13 protein-coding genes and 2 tRNA genes (1 of these 15 cut by a window edge) are annotated in these 15,776 nt (G+C 70.7%); 7 read left to right on the top strand and 8 right to left on the bottom strand.

Features of this window, described 5'->3' with window-relative positions:
• Positions 1-63, bottom strand: a tRNA-His gene (locus ACOGI9_RS05485); it reaches 11 nt to the left of the window's first position.
• Positions 64-315: 252 nt separating this feature from the next.
• Between ACOGI9_RS05485 and ACOGI9_RS05480 the strand changes: the two genes are divergently transcribed.
• From ACOGI9_RS05480 to hutI, 6 genes are all read left to right on the top strand, one after another.
• Positions 316-918, top strand: coding sequence for an NINE protein (locus ACOGI9_RS05480; RefSeq protein WP_419858873.1), 603 nt, complete (start codon positions 316-318; stop codon positions 916-918).
• On the top strand, positions 915-1,760 hold the full coding sequence (locus ACOGI9_RS05475) for a chlorite dismutase family protein (RefSeq protein ID WP_419858872.1): 846 nt from the start codon (positions 915-917) through the stop codon (positions 1,758-1,760). Before ACOGI9_RS05480 ends, ACOGI9_RS05475 begins: the two co-directional genes overlap by 4 nt.
• A complete protein-coding gene (locus ACOGI9_RS05470) occupies positions 1,757-3,376 on the top strand; it encodes an HAL/PAL/TAL family ammonia-lyase (RefSeq protein ID WP_419858871.1) in 1,620 nt (539 codons plus the stop codon). The genes ACOGI9_RS05475 and ACOGI9_RS05470 overlap by 4 nt, the downstream gene beginning before the upstream one ends.
• Complete coding sequence (ftcD, locus tag ACOGI9_RS05465; RefSeq protein WP_419858870.1) at positions 3,289-4,290, top strand: glutamate formimidoyltransferase; 1,002 nt, start codon at positions 3,289-3,291, stop codon at positions 4,288-4,290. The genes ACOGI9_RS05470 and ftcD overlap by 88 nt, the downstream gene beginning before the upstream one ends.
• Positions 4,287-5,945 (top strand): urocanate hydratase, encoded by a 1,659-nt coding sequence (gene hutU, locus ACOGI9_RS05460; RefSeq protein WP_419858869.1) that lies wholly within the window; start codon positions 4,287-4,289, stop codon positions 5,943-5,945. Before ftcD ends, hutU begins: the two co-directional genes overlap by 4 nt.
• A gap of 103 nt (positions 5,946-6,048) precedes the next feature.
• On the top strand, positions 6,049-7,191 hold the full coding sequence (gene hutI / locus ACOGI9_RS05455; protein WP_419858868.1) for an imidazolonepropionase: 1,143 nt from the start codon (positions 6,049-6,051) through the stop codon (positions 7,189-7,191).
• Positions 7,192-7,229: 38 nt separating this feature from the next.
• Here the strand turns inward: hutI and ACOGI9_RS05450 are convergent, their stop codons facing one another.
• Genes ACOGI9_RS05450 through ACOGI9_RS05430 form a run of 5 tightly spaced genes read right to left on the bottom strand, consistent with a single transcriptional unit; the run spans position 7,230 to position 14,033 of the window.
• Positions 7,230-8,534: a metallophosphoesterase gene (locus tag ACOGI9_RS05450; protein ID WP_419858867.1), complete on the bottom strand. Its 1,305-nt coding sequence runs from the start codon at positions 8,532-8,534 to the stop codon at positions 7,230-7,232.
• 14 nt (positions 8,535-8,548) lie between these two features.
• Positions 8,549-9,547, bottom strand: a complete 999-nt coding sequence (locus ACOGI9_RS05445) for a hypothetical protein (protein WP_419858866.1) — start codon at positions 9,545-9,547, stop codon at positions 8,549-8,551.
• Positions 9,544-10,341, bottom strand: coding sequence for a sensor histidine kinase (locus ACOGI9_RS05440; protein ID WP_419858865.1), 798 nt, complete (start codon positions 10,339-10,341; stop codon positions 9,544-9,546). The genes ACOGI9_RS05445 and ACOGI9_RS05440 overlap by 4 nt, the downstream gene beginning before the upstream one ends.
• Positions 10,338-10,823, bottom strand: coding sequence for a response regulator (locus tag ACOGI9_RS05435; RefSeq protein ID WP_419858864.1), 486 nt, complete (start codon positions 10,821-10,823; stop codon positions 10,338-10,340). The genes ACOGI9_RS05440 and ACOGI9_RS05435 overlap by 4 nt, the downstream gene beginning before the upstream one ends.
• Positions 10,824-10,829: 6 nt before the next feature.
• A complete protein-coding gene (locus ACOGI9_RS05430; RefSeq protein WP_419858863.1) occupies positions 10,830-14,033 on the bottom strand; it encodes a HEAT repeat domain-containing protein in 3,204 nt (1,067 codons plus the stop codon).
• 57 nt (positions 14,034-14,090) lie between these two features.
• Here ACOGI9_RS05430 and ACOGI9_RS05425 point away from each other — a divergent pair.
• Positions 14,091-14,164 (top strand) — tRNA-Pro (locus ACOGI9_RS05425).
• A gap of 8 nt (positions 14,165-14,172) precedes the next feature.
• Here the strand turns inward: ACOGI9_RS05425 and ACOGI9_RS05420 are convergent.
• Together ACOGI9_RS05420 and ACOGI9_RS05415 are read right to left on the bottom strand one after the other, a co-directional pair.
• Positions 14,173-14,826, bottom strand: coding sequence for a non-canonical purine NTP pyrophosphatase (locus ACOGI9_RS05420; protein WP_419858862.1), 654 nt, complete (start codon positions 14,824-14,826; stop codon positions 14,173-14,175).
• Complete coding sequence (locus ACOGI9_RS05415) at positions 14,814-15,776, bottom strand: hypothetical protein (RefSeq protein ID WP_419858861.1); 963 nt, start codon at positions 15,774-15,776, stop codon at positions 14,814-14,816. Before ACOGI9_RS05415 ends, ACOGI9_RS05420 begins: the two co-directional genes overlap by 13 nt.

The raw sequence follows: 15,776 nt of genomic DNA, 5'->3' as shown, positions 1-15,776 counted from the left end.
GGATTCGAACCCGCGACCTCCAGGGCCACAACCTGGCGCTCTGACCACCTGAGCTACGCCCACCGCGTCGTTCGCGCCCCGTCGCGGGGCTGCGAGCGCGACAATCTAGAGGAAAGGCGCCCCCCTTGCGAGTCGCCCGCAATCGGCGGCGCGCTTCAGGCGAGGTGCAGCGCCGCTCGAACACAGCGGGGCTTTTGCCACGGGCTGCTAGGGTGCGGCGGTGCGGTCTCCGTTGTAACGTGCCTCTCTGTGCCCGGCAGCCTTGCGACGGGCTGCCGGGAAACCTCCGGAGCGACCGGCGCGTACGAGCGAGCGATGACCGAACAGCCCAACGAACCCGGCCGCGGCGGCCCCGAGGGTCCGGCGCCTCCGTACGCCGTGGTGCCGCTCGTCGCGGCTCCCCCCCAACCGCCGGCGGAACAGACATCCGACACCGGCGACCGGTACTCGAACGGGGTCGGCTTCGCCCTCTGGTGTTGCCTGTTCGTCGGAGCGGCCGGGATCCACCGCTTCTACCTCGGCATGTATGCCACGGGCATCATTTGGCTGCTCACATTCGGTCTCTTCGGCATCGGCCAGTTCTTCGACCTCTTCCGCATGAAACGGCTCGTGCGGACGGCGAACATCCGCGACGGGTATCTGCCGCACCCGCGCCTCGCCCGGGCCGCCGAGCCGGCCGCCCCGTCGCGGCAGCTCGCCAAGGCGGACACCCGGCAGCAGATCCTGCTGAAGGCCGCGCAGGCGAACGGCGGCCTGCTGACGGTGACGCAGGGCGTCCTGGCCACGGGTCTGAGCTTCGAGGAGGTGGAGGAAGCCCTGCGGGAAATGGTCGTGAAAGGGCATGTGGACGTGGACAACGCGGCGGACAGCGGCGTCATCGTGTACCGTTTCCCGGGATTGGCCGGCCCCTTCAAGTGACGAGCCGTTCCCTTCCGCATGCCTCCGAACTCCCGCCCGCCTCCCTCGATGGGTGGTATGTCCTTCATCAATCGATCGAACTCGACTGGAGCGGTCTCAGGGCCAGGGATCCGGCGGAAGCCCGGGAGGCGCTGAAGAGCTTCGCCGGGCTGGCCGAGAAGTGGTCCGCCGGAGCGGAGCCGGGCTGGTCCGGCGTCTACCGGGTGGCCGGGAGCGGGATCGATTTTCTCATCCTCCATTTCCGGAACACGTTCGACCGCCTCATTGAAGCGGCGCGCGAATTGAAGCTCTCCGCCTGGGCCGATCACGTCCTCGTCCGCGAGGAGTACCTGTCGGTGGTGGAGCTGGGCCTCTACTCGCTGACCCGGGAACTCTCCGGGCGCATCGACCCGGAGGACCGCGAGGCGTGGGACGCCGCGCTGGCGGACGCCCTCGCGGAGGAGCGGCGGAAGGGGTACGTGCGGCGCCGGCTCGAACCGAGGCAGCCGGAGCACATGCCGTACGTGTGCACCTACCCGATGGACAAGCGGCGCAATCCGGGCCAGAACTGGTACGCCCTTTCCCTGGAGGAGCGGGCGGGGCTGATGGCGGCGCACGGGAGGTTGGGGCGGCGTTTCGCGGGCCGGATCGTTCAGGTGATCAGCGGATCGATGGGTCTGGACGACTGGGAATGGGCCGTGACGCTGTGGGCGGGGGATCCGCTCGAGTTCAAGGCCATCATCAGCGAGATGCGCTACGACGCGGCGAGCGCGGAGTACGCGGAGTTCGGTCCGTTCACGGTCGGCAAACGGATGTCCGCAGGGGAGTTCGAGGGGCTGCTCGCGTCCGTGGCGGCGCGATGAGCGCGGCAGCCGTCAAGCTCTCCCGGGAGCTCACGATTCCCGACATCGTCGCCGTGGCGCGCGGGGGCTCGCAGGTCCGGGAACTCGACGGGGACACGCGAGAGCGGGTGGAGGCGAGCCGGCACACGGTGGAGGTGGCGCTGGCTCGGCCGGGGGCCCGGATCTACGGGATCACCACCGGCTACGGGTCGCTCGCCGGAACCCGCATCGCGGCGCCGGATGCTTCCCGTCTGTCGTGGAACGTGATCCTCAAATGCGCGACGGGGACGGGGCCCCCGCTGCCGGAGGACTGGGTGCGGGCGATGCTGCTCGTGCGGGCGAACTCGCTCGCGCTCGGCGCTTCGGGCGTGCGCCCGGTGATCATCGACACACTGGTCCGAATGTTGAACCGGGGCGTCACGCCCGTGGTGCCGGGCAAGGGGTCGCTCGGGGCGAGCGGCGATCTCGCCCCCCTCGCCCACATGGCCGCGGTCGCGACCCGCGCGCCCGGCCCGGAGCCGGGCGCCGGCGGGGGCGGGGATCCCGTGGCGTTCAGCGGTGAGGCCTGGTTCGAGGGCCGCCGCACGGACGGGGCGAGCGCGATGGCGGCGGCGGGGATCCCCCGCCCCGGACTGGAGGCCAAGGAGGGGCTGGCGCTGACGAACGGGACGACGATGATGGTCGCGGGCGCGGCGCTGCAGATCCACGACGCGCGACGTTTGCTGCTGCACGCGGAGTTGGCGGCGGCGCTGAGTCTGGAGGCGCTGCTGGCCCGTTCGGCCGCGCTGAACCCGGCGCTGCACGAGGCGAACAACCAGCCGGGCCAGATCGGAACCGCGGCGAGGCTCCGGGCGCTCCTCTCCGGGAGCGGGCTCGTCGATGCGGACGCCGACCGCGTACAGGACGCCTACAGCCTGCGCTGCACGCCCCAGGTCGTCGGTCCGGTTCACGACATGGTCGGATTCCTGTGGGGACGGGTGGAAGCGTCGCTCAACGCGGTGTCGGACAACCCGCTGGTCTTTCCCGCCGCCGGGCAGGGTGCGGGCGAGGTCGTCTCGGGCGGGAATTTTCACGGCGCCGGGCCGGCGCTGTGGCTCGACACGCTGGGGATCGCGCTTGCCGATGTCGCGAGCCTGTCGGACCGCCGGATGTTCCGCATGCTGACGCCGGAGCTCTCCGCGGGGCTTCCCGCCATGCTCGTGGAGTCTCCGGGGCTGCACGGGGGCCTGATGTCGCTCCAGTACACGGGGGCGGCGCTCGTATCCGACAACAAGACGCTCGCGCATCCCGACTCCGTCGATTCGATCCCGACGAGCGCGAACCAGGAGGACCACGTGAGCATGGGGGCCAACGCGGCCCGGCACGCGCATGAGATCCTGGCCAACACGCGTACGGTGGTCGCGATCGAACTCCTCGGCGCCGCGCAGGCGGTCTACCTCCGACGCCGGGGCCCGGACCGGCTGGGGGCCGGCACGCGGGCCGTCTACGAGGCGGTCCGCAAGTGCGTCCCTCCCGTCATCGAGGACCGCTCCCTGGCGGCGGATGTCGCGTGCCTGGAGGCGGCCATCGACGATGGGACGCTGGAACGGGCGGCCGCCGACGCCCTGGGCGATCTCTGGGCCCCCGCGCCGCTCTGAGCTCCGCCTGGCTCCTCTGCGAGCCCAACGTGAGCGAGGGCCGCAACCCGCGCAGGATGGCTCGCTTCGCGGCCGCGGTCGAGGGAATCCACGGCGTCGAACTCCTCCACAGGTCGGCCGATCCGGACCACCACCGCATGGTGCTCGCCTACCGGGGAACCCCGGCGGCGGTCGTTCACGCGACGACCGCCCTCGCGGCGGCCGTGTACGCGGAGGTGGATCTCCGCCGGCACCGGGGCCGGCATCCCCGCATCGGCGCGCTGGACGTCGTTCCCTTCGTGCGCGGCCCGGGCTGTCCCGAGGTCGATGCGCTCGACGCGTCCCGGTCCTTCGGCGAGTGGGCGGCGCGGCGCGGCGTCCCGGTCTTCTTCTACGAACGGGCCGCGACGATGCCGGAGCGGACTTCCCTGCCCCGCATCCGGTCCGGGCAATTCGAAGGTCTGGCCGCGAAACTGTCGAGCCCCGAATGGAGGCCGGATCTCGGCCCTCCGGCGCCTCACCCGTCGCTGGGCGCCGTCGCCGTCGGCGTGCGAGAGCCGCTCGTGCGTTTCAACGTGAATCTCGAAACGGCGGATCCGGGGCCGGCTCGGCGCATCGCGGCGGCGATCCGGGAATCGGGCGGCGGGCTCCGGCACGTGCGGGCGCTCGGAATCCCGCTCCGGCGACGGGGGATGACGCAGGTGTCCATGAACCTGACTCGATACGCGGCGACAGGGATCGAGCCGGTGTACGAGCGCGTCGCCGAGCGCGCGCGGGCGGAAGGCGTGGCCCTCGCGGGGTGCGAGTTCATCGGTCCGGTGCCCGCCGGGGCCATCCGCGGCCTCGATCCCGCGCGGCTGGACGCGGACCTCGCGCCGGAGCAGATATTGGATCTGCCGGGGACCGGAGACGGCGAAGAGGGAGGAGAGGCATGAAACCGGCCGGACCGATCCGGGCGCCGAGGGGAACGACGCTCTCCTGCAGGGGATGGCACCAGGAGGCGGCCCTCCGGATGCTCATGAACAACCTCGACCCGGACGTGGCGGAGCGTCCCGCCGACCTCATCGTGTACGGAGGCGCGGGCAAGGCGGCGCGCGACTGGACCGCATACGCGAAGATCGTGGAGACGCTCCGGCGACTCGAGAACGACGAGACCCTCCTCGTCCAGAGCGGAAAGCCGGTCGGTGTATTCCGCACCCACGACGAGGCGCCGCGCGTCCTCATCGCGAACGCCCACCTCGTGCCCCGCTGGGGGGATATCGACGAGTTCCGGCGTCTCGATGCGCTGGGGCTCACGATGTACGGTCAGATGACGGCGGGTTCGTGGATCTACATCGGCACGCAGGGGATCCTCCAGGGGACGTACGAGACGTTCGCGGAACTCGCGCGGCAGCACTTCGGGGGCTCCCTCGCGGGACGGCTCGTGGTGACCGCCGGGCTGGGCGGGATGGGGGGCGCCCAGCCGCTCGCCGCGACGATGAACGGCGGGGCCTTCCTCGGCGTCGAGGTCCGGGAGGACCGCATCCGCCGCCGGCTCGACACGGGCTACTGCGACCGCATGGCGACGGACCTCGACGAGGCGCTGGAGTGGCTCACCGCCGCCATGGACCGGCGGGAGGCGCTGTCCGTGGCCCTGCTCGGGAACATCGCCGAGGTCCTGCCGGCGCTCGCGGCGCGCGGCGTCGTTCCCGACGTGCTCACGGACCAGACCTCGGCGCACGATCTCCGCCTCGGCTACATCCCCGCGGGGCTGTCCGTGGAAGCGGCCGAGGCCATGAGCGCTTCGGACCCGGAAGGCTACGTCGAGCGTGTCCTCGACTCGATGGTGGCGCACGTGTCGGCCATGCTCGCGCTCAGGGCGAGGGGAGCGGTCGCGTTCGACTACGGGAACAACCTGCGCGGCCAGGTCGCGGACCTGCGCGGGATGGCGGAGGCCTTCGACATTCCCGGCTTCGTGCCGGCCTTCATTCGACCCCTCTTCTGCCGGGGCGCGGGCCCCTTCCGCTGGGCGGCCCTCTCCGGCGACCCCGGGGACATCGCGGCGACGGACGCCGCCGTCCTCGAGACGTTCCCCGAGAAGGAGACGCTGGGGCGCTGGATCCGCCAGGCGCGCGAACGGGTGCGCTTCCAGGGCCTCCCCTCCCGCATCTGCTGGCTCGAATACGGCGAACGGGCGGAGATGGGCGAGCGCTTCAACTGGCTGGTGAAGACGGGACGGGTGCGGGCGCCCATCGTGATCGGGCGCGACCACCTCGACACCGGTTCCGTGGCTTCGCCGAACCGGGAGACCGAGGGCATGCGGGACGGCTCCGACGCGATCGCCGACTGGCCGCTGCTCAACGCCATGCTCAATACCGCCTGCGGCGCAAGCTGGGTCTCGATCCACAACGGGGGTGGCGTGGGCATCGGGTATTCCACGCACGCGGGCATGGTGTGCGTCGCCGACGGGACCGAATCCGGAAGCCGGCGGCTGGAGCGCGTGCTCACGGCGGACCCGGGGACGGGGGTCATGCGACACGCCGATGCGGGGTATCCGGAGGCGATCCGCACCGCCCGCGAGCGCGGGGTCGACCTTCCGATGCTCGAGTAGCCGCGCTCCGCCATGCCGCGCCTCGCGAACATCGGCTGCCTCGCCACCTGCGCGAAGCCCTGCGGGCCAGGAGGACATCGGGCTCATCCGGGACGCCGCGCTCGTGTGGCGCGATGGGACCGTACACTGGGCCGGGCCGGCCGAGGCGCTGCCGGCGGAGTACGAAGCGGAGCCCGCCAGGGACGCTGGCGGAGGGCTCGTCATTCCCGGACTCGTGGACGCGCACACGCATCTCGCCTTCGGCGGCTGGCGGGCGGGCGAGTTCTCCGACCGGCTCCGGGGCCGCGACTACCTGGAGATCGCCGCGGCCGGCGGCGGGATCGCATCCACCGTGCGGGCCACGCGCGCGCTCGACGAGGAGGCGCTTCTCGCCCGGGCGCACGAGTTCCTTTCCGCCATGGTGTCCCTCGGCATCACGACGGTCGAGGCGAAGAGCGGTTACGGACTCGATCTCGAGACGGAACTCCGACTCCTGCGGGTCTACCGGCGACTCGACGAGATGGGGCCGGTGCGGATCGTCGCGACGTGCCTCGCGGCGCACGTCGTCCCACCGGAATGGTCCTCGGACCGCCCGGGCTACGTGAAGCTCGTCACGGAGCGGATCCTGCCCGCCGTGGCGGAGGAGGGGCTGGCCGAGTTCTGCGATGTGTTCGTGGAGGATTCGGCCTTCTCGGCCGACGAGGCGCGGCGGATCTGTCAGCGGGGACGCGAACTGGGGTTACGGCCGAAACTCCACGTGGATCAGCTCTCCGGGGGTGGCGGGGCCGAACTCGCGGCGTCGCTCCGGGCCGTGTCGGCGGACCACCTGGAGTACGTGTCGGAAGCCGGGATCGAGGCGCTCGCGGCGGCCGGCGTCGTCGGGGTCACGCTGCCTCTCGCAAACCTCTACCTGAACCAGGCGCCGCCCCCGGCCCGGGCGCTCATCGACGGCGGCGTCGCGGTGGCGGTGGCCAGCGACTTCAACCCGGGCACGGCTCCGTCCTGGCACCTTCCCTTCGCCATGACGCTGGCGTGCACGCGGCAGCGCATGACGCCCGCCGAAGTGCTCAAGGGCGCGACGCGCTACGCGGCCCGGGCCCTCGGCCGCGAAGGCGAAACGGGATCGCTGGAGCCGGGAGCCGCGGCGGACTTCGCGGTCATCGATGCCCCGGACGTGGAACACTGGCTCTACCACCTGCGGCCCAACGCGTGCGTCGCAGCGGCGATCGGCGGCGAGTTCCGGCACGGAGTTCTCCGCGAGGCGTAGCGGCAACAGCCCCGCCCCCTTCGGACGGCAGCGCGACGTCAGGCGTCGGGATTCGCCGCGGAGTCGAGCGTAACGGTGCCCCCGTCCAGGCTGATGACCGTACGGTTCCAGCCGCCGTCCCGCCGGCGGACGAGGCGGAGCATCTCCGCCGCGGCGTCGAGCAGGTCCGCGGCAATGAGTTTGCCCCCGTAACTCTCCCGGATCGTGCGCACGGGCGTGTGTCCGACGACGTGAATGCGGGCCCCGAAGCGCTCCAGCACGGCATCGAGGTGGCCCCCGAGCGTGTCGGTGAGCACGAGGTCGCGATACCAGAGCACGCTCTCCGGCCCGAAGAAGAAGTCGTACCGGCGGTAGATCTGGGCGGTGTCAAGCCGGGTTTCACGCGCATACTCGCGGAGGAACGCTTCGTCCCGCCATCTCGTGAACAGCGGTTCCGCGATGAAGGTCTCCAGCGTGTCCTGGTACTCCTCGAGCGAGGAGTCGACGTATGCCGGACTCACGCCCCCGTGCGCGAACAGCAGGTCCTCCAATCGGACGAGCCCCGGTTTGGCCGCGATCCAGCTTCCGAGGACGGACGTCTCCGGATCGAACAGCGTCTCGTAGGACATGCCGTGCAGTTCGCCGATCGTCTGCTCCTTCGGCGCCACGTAGCGGAGGTCGCCGGTCAGGACCATCGCTTCATGGTTTCCGAGGAGCGTGACGATGCGGCCGCCCGCCGCCATGGCCTCCCGTTCCAGGCCGTAGACGAACCAGAGGAGGCGGGTCACGTCGTTCCCCCGGTCGAACAGGTCTCCGAGAAAGGCCACCGCGGCGTCGCCGCCGGTCCAGCGCAACTCCTCATCGATCAGCCCGGCCAGGCCGAGCAGCGAGATGACGCGGTCGAACTCGCCGTGCACATCTCCGAACACGAACACGGAGTCGTGACCGGCGAGGTCGACTTCCGGGGTCGGGGGCTCCGCCCAGATCCGGGTGCGGTGAAGAGGCGCGGCCCCGTCGGCACCGTCCCGGGGTTCCGCTCCGTACTCGAGCGTGACTTCGGGCGCCCGTACCCGCAGGCGAGCCGCGTGCGCGTATCCCGGCTCCGTCGCCTGCTCATCGACCACCCGCCCCTCGACGATCGCCCGCACCAGGCCGGGCCGCTCCTCCTCCGTCAGCCAGCGCACGTCGAGGCCGACGTCCGCGAACGCGACGTAGAGGCCGTACTCCCCCGTGATGTACCAACCGGGCTGCCCCGCTCGCGCGGGAGACGCGGCCGGGGGCGTCGCGTTACCGGCCACGGGCGCGGAGGCACCGATCCACCCCGCCCCCGTGGCGGCGGCGGCACAGCACAGCAGACCGGACATACGACGCCGAAACCTCAGGGGATCAACTCGTAGCGGCCGTCATCGACCCGCTCCAGCAAACGGACGATGCGCCGGTGAATGGCCCCTATCTCCCGCTCCGTCAGGCCGAGCTGGATCCGCTCCGCAGCGCGCCGAACGCCGCGGCCGGGGTCGAGATTCTCCGTCGGCTCCACCTCCACGAAGTTCCCGTCCCGCAGCTCGAGCTGCACCAGGACCCCGAGTCGCGCCTGCAGCTCCTCGAGCGAGAGGGCGCGCAGCCGGTCGATGGCGGATGCGGGGTAGCGATCGAGGAGGAGATCGCGCCATTGCGTGCCGCGGTTGCTCTCCTCGCTGGCAAACGCCACGCCGTTGTCGACGCTGAACACCCGCGGCCACGCGGGATCCATCGACTGCACGAAGTTCCCCTCGTTCGAGTCGCTGTGGCGGATGATGTAGGTGAGCAGGTTGAAGTTCCCGAGCAGACGCTCGTAGACCTCGTCCTCCTCGATTCGGTCTTCGTCGGGCAACTCGTCGGGAAGGTCGACGTTGAACATCCAGTACTGGAGCGCGACGAGCGTCATCGGCCACTCGTCGAACGTCGGTTCCGGAGGGGTGGCCGCGTCGCCCGTCCGGGCGACCGTCGCCCGGACGACATCGATGGGGAACGCACGAATCGTGGTCGGAGGGACGACCATTTCCCGCTCGCCGAGGAAGAGGGCCTGGATGTCGTAAGCCGCCAGCTCGTAGCGGGGCCGGTTGTTGAACTCGTCCGCGCCCTCGCGGGCCGGGGCGTACTTGACCTGGAGCACGTGATCCCCGGACTGCAGCGTCACCCGGTACGTGCGTTCGCCGGGAAGACCTCGGGACGGGTGTACGTCGAGGACCTGCATTTCACCCTCGCGGAGGACCCGTTCGATCTCGGCGATGGGGAGAAGGAAATTGGCGTCCTGGGCCGCCGCCGGGGCCGGCGCCGCAAGGGCGACCACCGCCGCGACGAGGACCAGGGCGCGGAACGGATCGGCGCGTCGCATCATTCCGAAGCCTCCTTCCGTGCGGGACCCGTGGGCTGCCGGAGCGGGAAGTACACGTCGAACGTCGTCCCGCGTCCCGGTTCGCTGTCGACCGAGATGTCTCCTCCGTGCTGGTGTACGATCTGGAGCGTGATCGTGAGCCCGAGCCCCATCCCGATCCGCTCGCCCTTGGTCGTGAAGCCGGGCTCGAAGATCTCCTCGATGACGTCCGGCGGGATGCCCCGGCCCGTATCGGCGATCCGGACGCGCACGCGGTCCCCTTCCGCGCGCGTCCGGATCGTGAGGACGCCGCCGTCGCGCATGGCCTGGGCCGCGTTGTGCACGAGGTTCATGAACACCTGGTTGATCCGGTTCGGATGGCACACGACGAGCGGGAGATCCCCGAAGTCGCGGACGACCTCGATCTCCCTCAGCTCGTGTCCAAGAAGCGCCAGCGTGCCCTCGATGCCCTCGTGAAGGTCCACGGGCCGAGGCTCGGAGGTCGTGGGCCGGCCGAAGTTCCGCAGGTTCCGTACGAGGCTCACCATGCGTTCCACCGCGATGCCGTTCGTTCGCAGCACCGATTCCGTGGCCCGCACGACCCGCCGGACCTCGTCGAGTTCGTCCGGCGTGACGACCTCGTCCTCAAGGATCTCCCCGAGTTTGAGGAGCGCGCGCTCGATGACGTGGTGGTTGCTGTTCAGCGCGCCCAGCGGGGTGTTGAGTTCGTGCGCGATCCCCGCGACCAGCATGCCGAGCGTCGCGAGTCGGGCCTGCGTGATCTCCCGGGCCGTCGGCCCGAGCCCCGGCTCGCTCACAGGAACGCCTGTATCCAGCGCTGCCGGAGTCCGGCGAGTTCGTCGTTGGCCGCCTCGAGTTCGGCCATGCGTTCGGTCAGCGCGCGGAAGAGGAGGCTCCGCTCGACCCCGTTGCGGATCGCCAGGGCAAGCGCGTCGTTGTTCCACGGCTTCTCGAGGTACTGGTAGAGCCCGGCCTCGTTGATCGCGAGGATGGCGTTCTCCTTGTCGGCGTAGCCCGTGAGCAGGATCCGGGTCGCCTCCGGTCTCATCCCGCGGGCTCGCGTCAGGAACTGCACCCCGTCGAGGTCCGGCATCATGAAGTCGGCCACGATCGCGTGGACCGGCTCCTTCTCCAGGTGGGCGAGCGCGTCGCGCGCGGACGTGAAGGGGAGCACGAGGTGGTCCGTCTCCAGCTCCAGGAACCCCTGAATGGCGTCCACGACCATGTCCTCGTCGTCGACGACCATCACGGTGCCGCCGTCCGGCTTGATCTCATCCATGTCGGATCATGTCATCGCCAGGCCGCGAACGCGACTCGCCAGCCCGCGGAGCAGGTCGAGGCCGAGTTCCGGGTGGTCGATGAGGAGGTCCCGAAAGTCCTCCCGCGTGATGCGCAGCACTCGGGTGGGCTCGACGGCGCGCGCCTCGACGAGACTCGGGTGTTCGTCGATCAATGCCCACGTCCCGAACGCCCCTCCGTCCGTGATGGAGATCGATCCCTCCCGCTCTCCCTCGAGCGAAACTTCGCCGTGGATCACGAGATAGAGGGCGTCTGTCGGCTCCCCTCTGCGGATGAAGATGGCGTCCGGCCGCACCTCGACCTCCCTCGCGATCGAGGCGAGGAGCGCGAGTTGGCGGCTCTTCACGCCGGAGAGGAGATCCACGCTCTGCAGGCGAAACACCTTTTCGATCAGTTCCATCTCTTCCTCGTCTCGTTCGTTTCCCGGCTCGCGCGCGGGGGTCTCCGCCCGTCGCGCGAGCCGGCGGGCCACCCGCGCCAGCGCCGGTTCCGCCGACGTGAAACCGCGGAGGGCCTTTCCCGTCGCGCCGCGGTCGGTTTCGAAGGACGTCCAGAGCGCGCACCTCGCGATCCAGGCGTCCTCATCGTCCCACAACTCCCGCAGGACCTCTCCCGCCTCGCGCGCGGGCCCCTCCGGGGCCTCCTCCGCGAGCACCGGCCTGAGGTCGGAGAACGTGCGGTGCCCGACCGTGGTCTCGATCCATTCCAGCGCGTTCGCCCGGCGGCGCGGCTGTCCGCTCTCGAGGGCCAGGTAGCTGCGCCGCATCGCCTGTTCGGGATATACGAGCCCGAGCCACCGGAAGACGCTCGCCCGCCGGTCCCTCCTCGCCTCGTCCAGCGCCCGGAGGAGGAGCGTTCGGGGCATCGACGCCGGCACGCCCTCGAGCGCCGTCGCGGCGCGGGCGTAGCGCCGGGACGCGCGGACCTCGCGCTCCACGGCTTCGAGCACCCGCTCCGCCGGGAACGTGAGGTGATCGTGCCGCGTGCGCAGCCGGTGGAGCGACACGAGGGCCTGGTCGTCGAGCGCCTGCTCGGTCTCCGGCAGCAGATAGGAAGTGATGAGGGCATCGATCGTCGCGGGCGTCGCGATCTCGCCGAGTACGCTCGCCACGCCCCGGCGGACCCAGGGGTCGGCCGCCGGGTCGGAAAGCGCCGCAAGCAGGGGTTTGACGATTTCCTCTCCCCGCCCCGCGAGGCCGTCGCGAGCCGCGCCCCGGGTCCGGGGGACCGCGAGCGACGCGATGGCCGCCTGCGCGAGGGCCGGCTGCGGCAGCCGGGACGCGCTGCGCACGGCCGCCGCCGCGACCTGTTCGCGCGGATCGGAGATGAGTTCGAGGAGGACGCGCTCCACCGCGGGATGACCGGGAACGAGCCCCCCCGCCATCGCCAGTTCGCGGGCCCCGGCTCCTTCCAGCGCGCCCCGCTCATGTTCCCGCACCAGGTGTTCGAAGCGCGGGGTCGCGATGCGCTCGGCCCGCTCGGCACCGAAGTCGCTGAAGAGGCAGTCGAGGGCGGCCGAGCGCGTGTTCGTCGACTCCGAGTCGAGGAGCGGGATGAGGACATCGCGGGCCCGCGGCGCCGCCTTCAGGGCGAGGAGCCGGGCCGCGGCGCGGCGCACGCCGGAATCCGGATCCTCGAGCCGGGCCCGTACGGCCTCCTCGTTCGAGAGGCCGGGGGCGCGCGCCAGCGATCGCAGCGCTCTCGCCCGAAGGCCGGGGTTCTCATGTTCGAGGAGGCGGTACAGCTCCGGGGAGAGCGCTTCGATATCCTCCGGCGTGGCGCCGCGCAGCACGTCGAAGGCGAACGCGACCTTCAGCGGCCGCTCGTCCCCGAGCGCGTCCCGCGCGAGCGCCAGCGCGCCCACGTCCTCCATCGACACGAAGGTTCCGCGCAGGCTCGCGAACCGTCCCTCGAAGGATTGCGCGAGACTCGCGACGTACGACTTCCGCACCCTGAGGAAGGCGAACAGAAGGACGCCCGCCAGCACCACGCCGACGACGCCGAGGATGATGAGCCGGCCCATGATCGAGAGGCCGGCGAGGGCGAGCGAGGGGATCATGATGAGGACGCCGGAAAGCGCCTTCCCCAGCCCCTTCTCCACCGCCACGTCGATGTACGACTTCGCTTTGAGCTTGATGTCCTCAGGGACGGGGACGTAGAGGATCTCGCGGCCCGTGCGCTCGGCCGAATAGCGGAACGTCTTCTCCGTCGTCCGGGCCCCGACGGCGACGGCGAGCGCGGCGGCGGACAGCCACACGGCGGCGGCGAGCGCCCCGGTCGCGAGGATCACGGCCACGGGGAAGATGATGACGGCCACCCCGGCCCCCCAGCGGCGCAGGACCGGACGCAACGCGAGGAGTACGACGATCGGGAGCCACTGCGTGAGCACATCGACGAAGGCCAGGAAGCCGGCGATCGCGCCCAGGTCGGTGAAGACCTCGCGCGTGAGCGTGTTGTACTGGTAGTCGATGAACTGCTTGACGACGATCGTCAGGAGCACGGTGGCCGCGATGAGCCGCACCTGCGGGTGCGCGGCCATGCGCCTCAGGTCGCTGCGCTCGAGTTCGGGATCTTCCGCGTGCGCATACTCGGATGGCGGCTCCGGCGGCTCGCGCGACCAGACGAGAGCGAGGCCGCCCGCCAGCGCGAGGAGCGCGGCGCCCGCCACCAGAAGCAGGTTCTCGGACGGCCCGCCGCCCGAGGTGAAGACCGTCGTGAGGAGCGCTCCGAGCGTGGCCCCGGCCGAACCCGAGGCGATGACGATCGGGTAGGCGCGTTTCGCGTCGCGCGCGTTGTAGAAGATCTGCGTCGCGATGTAGAAGTGCGTGACGAGCGAGGCCGCCAGCACGTCGTACCACCCGTAGAAGACAAGCCCGAACCACGCCTCCCCCGGCTGGTAGAGGAGGCGGAAGGCGACCATGCTGAGGGCGAAGAACGCCGCCGTCAGAGGGATGAGGCGGCGCCACGAGATGCGGTCCGAGAGGAAGTTGTAGAACGGGGCGACGACCACCACCGCGGCGCTGATGAAGTACACCTGGTAGAAGTCGCCCGCGGCGAGCCCCGAAAGGGCGAAGGCGCTGCGCAGGGGACGCAGGATCCCGATCACGAAGAGGACGAGCGCCGCCAGCCCCATCATGGCGAACAGCTTCCCCGCCCCGGCCCTGCGCGCGAAGACCCCGCGGAACTTCACGTCGGCTCCGGCGCCGGGGTGGCTTCGACCTGCCGGGCGGTCCATCTTTCGGGACTTCGGGGCGTGGCGCAGTCCGGTAGCGCACCTGCTTTGGGAGCAGGGGGTCGCCGGTTCAAATCCGGCCGCCCCGATTCGGGCTTCACTCGCCGCCCCGGTTCCGCAGGACTTCCCTTTCGATCCATCCCCTGGCCCGCCGGATCGCCTGCGCACGGTGGCTCGTCGCCGTCTTCACCACCGCGGGCAGCTGCGCGTAGCTGCGGTCGTGGCCTTCCGGCACGAAGAGCGGGTCGTAGCCGAAGCCTCCCGAACCGCCCGGTCGGCGCGCGATCCGGCCGCGTACGATCCCCTCCACGACTTCGTGGCGCAGATCGTCGGTAAGCGCGACCGCGCAGCGATAGTGCGCCCCGCGACGGTCTTTCCCCACGCCCTCGAGCCGTTCGAGCAGCCAGCGGTTGTTCGCTTCGTCCCGCCCCCAGCGCGCAACCCGGTCGGGCGGAGCGAAGCGCCGGGTCCGCACGCCGGGGCCGCCTCCGAGCGCGTCCACGCAGAGTCCGGAATCGTCCGCGAGCGCGGGGAGGCCGGACCGGCGGTGAAAGTACTTCGCCTTGGACAGCGCGTTGCGCGCGAAGGTGTCGAAGGGTTCGAGGTCGTCTTCTTCGTCGTGCTCGGGAAGGCCGAGGTCCTCCGGGCCGAGCAACCGCACGGGAAGGTCGGCGAGGAGCCCGCGGATCTCGCGGAGTTTGTGGGCACTGCGCGTGGCGACGAGGATCGGCGGCCGGTTCAGTCCGCCCAAAGACTCTCCGCCGTGAGACTTTCCGCGAACGCCGGGTAGACCTTCCACAGGTATCCGCCCATGACGAGCGCCGCGAGGATGTTCCCGACCAGGATCGACCACCAGGCGAGTTCCTCGAGGATCCAGCCGCCCAGCATCGCGACCATGGCGATGAAGAAGACCTCGAAGATGACGAACAGCACGATGATGCCGAGGGCCAGCGGCGGGAATCTGGACACCTGTCTCGCGAGGCCGGAGACCGCGACGCCGAACAGCACGAAAAACGCGAAGTGGGCGAGCGTGTAGCCGAGAACCGGCGCGAAAGAGATCTCCACCGCGGCCGGCGTCGGGGCGCCGCGGAAGAGCACCGTCGCCAGCGCCGCCGGCGTATAGAGCGGCTGCCGGAGCACGGAGTCGATGATGAGGAACCAGCATGCGACGACGAGCGCGCCGAGCACCCCGGCGTAGATCCCGTGCCGCGTGACGCGGTGCGTCTGGAGGAAGTTCATCATCCCCACGATGCCGGGCTCGGAACTCACCCAGTGCATGTGGGTGAACATCACGACCCCTGCGAGCGCATTCCCGAAGAAGACCGCTGGCCATCCCGGGGCGGACATCACGATCCCGGAGGGCGCCCGGATGAGTCCGAGGTAGAACGCGAGCGAGCACACGAAGAGCCCGTACAGCGCGCCGATGAACACGTTGCGCGGGAGGCCCGCCCACTGAACGAGCGCCGCGGCCAGCATTCCGAGCCCGGCCCACGCGGTGAAGTGGATGAGGGTGAAGCCCACGATGATTCCGGCCGACGCCTCGACTTCGGCACGGCTGATGATCGCCCCCCAGAGGAAGGCGGGAGTCTGAAGCGGGGTCCCCTGCCCGAGGTCGTAGAAGTAGAAGAGCACGGCGAGGACGAAGCCGCCCAACAGCCCTCCGACGAGCCCGGCCCGGATCCTGCGCCTGAGCATCACCAT

Origin of the sequence: Candidatus Palauibacter irciniicola (assembly GCF_965208695.1) — a bacterium.
In the GTDB taxonomy this organism is placed as follows: domain Bacteria; phylum Gemmatimonadota; class Gemmatimonadetes; order Palauibacterales; family Palauibacteraceae; genus Palauibacter; species Palauibacter irciniicola.
The sequence above is the reverse complement of the archived record's forward strand: the minus strand, read 5'-3'. Positions and strand labels throughout refer to the sequence as shown.

Coding starts and splice junctions, on each gene's coding strand:
- ACOGI9_RS05435 (WP_419858864.1), bottom strand. CDS start 10,823: ATGGATGAGATCAAGCCGGACGGCGGCACCGTGATGGTCGTCGACGAC.
- ACOGI9_RS05470 (WP_419858871.1), top strand. CDS start 1,757: ATGAGCGCGGCAGCCGTCAAGCTCTCCCGGGAGCTCACGATTCCCGAC.
- ACOGI9_RS05415 (WP_419858861.1), bottom strand. CDS start 15,776: ATGGTGATGCTCAGGCGCAGGATCCGGGCCGGGCTCGTCGGAGGGCTG.
- ACOGI9_RS05445 (WP_419858866.1), bottom strand. CDS start 9,547: ATGATGCGACGCGCCGATCCGTTCCGCGCCCTGGTCCTCGTCGCGGCG.
- ACOGI9_RS05480 (WP_419858873.1), top strand. CDS start 316: ATGACCGAACAGCCCAACGAACCCGGCCGCGGCGGCCCCGAGGGTCCG.
- ACOGI9_RS05450 (WP_419858867.1), bottom strand. CDS start 8,534: ATGTCCGGTCTGCTGTGCTGTGCCGCCGCCGCCACGGGGGCGGGGTGG.
- hutU (WP_419858869.1), top strand. CDS start 4,287: ATGAAACCGGCCGGACCGATCCGGGCGCCGAGGGGAACGACGCTCTCC.